Source organism: Peribacillus sp., assembly GCF_059453735.1.
Map to the genome: position 1 here is coordinate 1 of NZ_JAZVJO010000487.1, position 4,297 is coordinate 4,297.

The 4,297-nt window shown below is 36.4% G+C and carries 5 protein-coding genes; 3 read left to right on the forward strand and 2 right to left on the reverse strand.

What is annotated here, in order from left to right:
• Positions 1–1,411: dihydrolipoyl dehydrogenase (lpdA, locus tag AC52RT_RS15945; protein ID WP_495541654.1), on the forward strand; the 1,411-nt coding region annotated here is incomplete at its 5' end.
• A gap of 164 nt (positions 1,412–1,575) precedes the next feature.
• Here the strand turns inward: lpdA and AC52RT_RS15950 are convergent.
• Entirely contained in the window at positions 1,576–1,965 is a 390-nt protein-coding gene (locus AC52RT_RS15950) for a hypothetical protein (RefSeq protein WP_495541655.1), read from the reverse strand.
• 542 nt (positions 1,966–2,507) lie between these two features.
• Here AC52RT_RS15950 and AC52RT_RS15955 point away from each other — a divergent pair.
• On the forward strand, positions 2,508–3,347 hold the full coding sequence (locus tag AC52RT_RS15955; protein ID WP_495541656.1) for a polysaccharide deacetylase family protein: 840 nt from the start codon (positions 2,508–2,510) through the stop codon (positions 3,345–3,347).
• A 42-nt stretch (positions 3,348–3,389) separates the two neighbouring features.
• Here AC52RT_RS15955 and AC52RT_RS15960 read toward each other — a convergent pair whose 3' ends face one another.
• The gene (locus AC52RT_RS15960) at positions 3,390–3,821 is read right to left on the reverse strand and encodes a DUF1885 family protein (protein ID WP_495541657.1); all 432 of its coding nucleotides are present in this window, start codon (positions 3,819–3,821) and stop codon (positions 3,390–3,392) included.
• 222 nt (positions 3,822–4,043) lie between these two features.
• On the opposite strand from AC52RT_RS15960, the gene AC52RT_RS15965 reads away from it, so the two are divergent.
• A complete protein-coding gene (locus tag AC52RT_RS15965) occupies positions 4,044–4,166 on the forward strand; it encodes a GapA-binding peptide SR1P (protein WP_340849405.1) in 123 nt (40 codons plus the stop codon).
• Positions 4,167–4,297 lie beyond the last annotated feature (131 nt).

A 4,297-nucleotide genomic window follows, 5' to 3' on the forward strand; every position in this document is an offset into this window, starting at 1 on the left:
GGTAGTAGGAGATTTTCCAATTGAAACAGATACGTTAGTCATAGGTGCAGGCCCCGGCGGATATGTAGCCGCTATTCGTGCCGCACAACTTGGACAAAAAGTAACGATTGTGGAAAAAGGAGCTATTGGAGGAGTTTGTTTAAACGTAGGATGCATTCCATCCAAAGCGTTAATTTCTGCAGGTCACCGTTTCCATGAAGCGCAGCATTCCGAAGATATGGGAATAATAGCTGAAAATGTTAAACTAGACTTTTCAAAAGTCCAAGCTTTTAAAGATTCCGTTGTTTCCAAATTAGTCGGCGGAGTGGGCTCTTTGTTAAAAGGAAATAAAATAGAAGTAGTCAGCGGCGAAGCTTATTTCGTTGATGAAAACAATATTCGTGTACTGACTGAAACATCGTCACAAACTTACACGTTTAAGGATTGTATTATTGCTACAGGTTCTACTCCGATCGAATTACCTGCTTTTAAATATACAAAACGGGTAATTAATTCAACTGGCGCTTTAGCACTTAAAGAAGTGCCTGAATCATTAGTTGTAATCGGAGGAGGGTATATTGGTACTGAGCTTGGTGGAGCATTCGCAAACTTTGGTACGAAAATCACTATCCTTGAAGGTACTGATGAAATTCTTTCAGCAGGCTTTGAAAAACAAATGTCCGCAATTGTGAAGAAAAACCTTAAGAAAAAAGGCGCGGAGATTGTTACCAAGGCACTTGCTAAAGGTGTTGAAGAAACAGATACCGGTGTGACTGTTACTTATGAAGTTAAAGGCGAAGAAAAGAAAGTCGAAGCTGATTATGTATTAGTTACGGTTGGACGTCGTCCAAACACTGCTGAAATGGGTCTTGTGCAGGTTGGCGTTAAGACTACTGACCGCGGCTTGATTGAAATCGATAAACAGTGCCGGACAAATATTAGAAATATCTATGCAATTGGTGATATCGTTTCTGGTCCTCCGCTTGCACATAAAGCTTCTTACGAAGGTAAAATTGCAGCGGAAGCAATTGCTGGTCAAACTTCTGAAATTGATTATTTGGCTATTCCAGCGGTTGTATTCTCTGAACCAGAACTTGCATCTGTCGGTTATAATGAGGCAGAAGCTAAAGAGGCAGGCATTGACGCAGTAGCTTCTAAATTCCCATTTGCAGCTAATGGTCGTGCTTTATCATTGAATAGTACGGATGGATTTGTGAAATTAATTACTCGTAAAGAAGATGGACTAGTAATTGGTGCTCAAATTGCAGGTACGAATGCATCAGATATGATTGCAGAACTTGGTCTTGCTATTGAAGCAGGAATGACTGCAGAAGATATTGCTATGACTATCCATGCTCATCCAACTTTAGGTGAGATTACAATGGAAGCAGCAGAAGTAGCTCTAGGAACTCCAATTCATATTGTTAAATAAGTAGTAATGTATATTAAAAAGGCTGTTGAGAAGCTTCTCGACAGCCTTTTTTCTGTTTACTAGAGATGAGAGTTCTTGCTAGTAAACAATAAAAAGGGCTGCATCTACACATCCACATGAATTACATTGTGAAAGGTGACAGCCCCCTGTAAACAAATCATTTTTCAGTGTTTACTTTCCAAAGCCTTAGTTATTGTATTTTTTATGTCCCGTTTTGATACGCTGCTTCCGGATATTTGTCCTATAACCCCTTTTTCAGAAGTAATATAAATCGCGGGGGTTTTTTTTATGTGGAAACTCTCGAAAACATGATTATTGTCTGATGCTGTTAGTGTTTTAAGATCAGAGATATCAGTTGGGTATTCATCGTCTAATTCAAGGAGTGCATCATAATATTCGATTTCATTCATATAATTGGATTCATTAGAAAAAAAGATTAGTTTATTTTTATATTTATCTCGAATAAAGGCTTCATCTAGATGCAGGCTGCTGCATGACGTGAGCATCAAAGAAAAAAAAGCCAGAATACTGTAAAGGAAAGTTTGTTGCTTCATAGACGACTCCTTTTTTTATGCTGGAATTTTTCTGGTTAATGGTAGTTTAACATGAAAAACAGTAAATTCAGCCTTGTCATTTAAATGACATATAACTGCAAAAACAAGAACATCTAACTGACATTCTTGTCGAATAAATTAAAAGTTTTGAAATGGAATAAAGAGGTTAAAAGATACCTATAGAAGAATTACTATGCAGTGTGTAATGGGGAGGGGCAATTTCTTTTAGGAAGGAATGTATTACCTTGAAAAATTATATCGTATTCCTATTTCAGCTAATGGTGTGGAGCGGGTATACGGTCGCTGAATGGCTCTCCACTCATGATAAATTACTATTTAAGGTACTTATGTTTCTAGTATTCACGTATTTGGCTGTGTTTATCGGAAAAATAATTTTAAAGTCGAATAAACGAACCTTGTTGATAACGTGCATTAGCTTAGGAAGTTATATGGTCCTGCAATCTTGGATGCATTCCTATCTTCCGCCAGCCTCCTAAACATGAATGACCAGAACCTGCTGCATAAAAAATGGAGGAACTAGTTTGCGAAAATTGATTGGTATATTCTTAATACTATCTTGGGTTCTCATTGCCTGCAGTAATCAAGAGATAGGGGTAAAGTCATCAAGTGAGCCTTTACCTGAGAAAGAATCGGCAACTAAGGAAGGACCTTTAGAGCAGGAAGTTGAGGACAAGGAAGTGAAAGAAGAGTTGAAAAAGGATAATTTGGGGTCAGCTGATCAAAAACAATATGTACTTAATCCGAACAATTGGTCTGTAAAGCCGAAATCATCTGCGAACCCAAAAGTGGTTCTTCTTACCTTTGATGATTCTCCTGACAAATATGCCTTAGATATTGCAAAGCAATTACAGGAACTGAATGTAAAGGCTATTTTTTTCGTTAATGGTCATTTTATCGATAATGAAAAGCAAAAGAAAATCTTACGACAAATTTATGACATGGGTTTTTTAATCGGAAATCATACTTATAATCATATTAGGTTAACGGATCTATCTGAAGAAGAGCAAAGGAATGAAATAGTGAAAGTAAATGACGCTGTAGAAAAAATCACAGGAGCCCGCCCTCAATTTTTTAGAGCACCTTATGGAGCCAATACAGAGTTTTCTAAACAATTGGCAAAAGAGGAAGGGATGCTGTTAATGAACTGGAGCTTTGGCTATGACTGGCAAAAAGAATATCAAGAAAAAGAAAAATTAACGGAAATTATGCTGGATACACCTTACTTAATGGATGGTGCAAATTTATTAATGCATGACCGTAAATGGACAAGCGAAGCTATTACAGACATAGTTAAAGGCTATCAAAAAAAAGGCTATGAGATTCTTGACCCAAGCCTATTAGACATGTCACCATCCAAATAAAAAACGGACTTTTCGCATAAGCGGATTGTCCGTTTTTTATTCTTATTTCATCAAATTAAAATGCATAATTCTTTTGTTAAATAAATGTAGCTCTCCTTTTAATTTCTTGGCTAGAAATTTGCTGAATTCGTTGGCTTTTCCTTTATCACCGTAAGTGGATATTCCAGGCAGGATAAGTTCTATATAATGTTGAAATGCAGGTAGTTCTTCAGTACCTTTTACGTATTCTTTTCCTATTCCTAAAAAAATGGAATGATACCGATCTTCCGTAGCTTTTAAATGAATATAATCAGCATCCGCTTTATGTTCGATGATTTCGTATGGAAAAGCCTTATCACTGTAGTTCCAGTCTAACTGGGTGCCGGTTTTCCGAGTAATTGATTTATAATAATGGAATAATTCTTTAATATCATCTAACTGAACCACTTCAAGTGTTGATCCGGGTACTAATTTAATATAGGCATGCTCAGCCATTTTACCCCTCCTGAACGGATTAGTTTCCATTTTATTCTAGCATGTTCAAAATAAGTTATCCATCAAAAAAAGGGTGTGTTCGAATTATGATGTATATATTGGGGAAAAATATTTAAATATGTCATACAAATAGGCTTGATATTTTAAATGTGTTGTATTAATATTAACTCAACGAATATATAAAGCGTTTTCATTCTAATTTTCGGAAGGAGTCTGGAAAATATGGGAACTTTAATCTGTAAGCACTGTAACTCTACAATTGATCATTTTGAAGATGAGAAAGTTACAACCCTTTATTCTCAATGTTCTGCACATTGCCATGATGACGAAGCCGAAAAAGAATAGTAGATAGATAGATGAATAGAAGGATTCCCATTCTTTTTTTAAAATGACGAAGCAGCAATAAGCACCCAAACAGTTGTCAGGGTGCTTGTTGCTGCTTATTTTATTGCTTTATGTTCCTTAATGACGCGAAG

Excerpts from the sequence above, each read along its gene's own strand:
- AC52RT_RS15950 (WP_495541655.1), bottom strand. The coding sequence starts at position 1,965 with ATGAAGCAACAAACTTTCCTTTACAGTATTCTGGCTTTTTTTTCTTTG.
- AC52RT_RS15960 (WP_495541657.1), bottom strand. The coding sequence starts at position 3,821 with ATGGCTGAGCATGCCTATATTAAATTAGTACCCGGATCAACACTTGAA.
- AC52RT_RS15965 (WP_340849405.1), top strand. The coding sequence starts at position 4,044 with ATGGGAACTTTAATCTGTAAGCACTGTAACTCTACAATTGATCATTTT.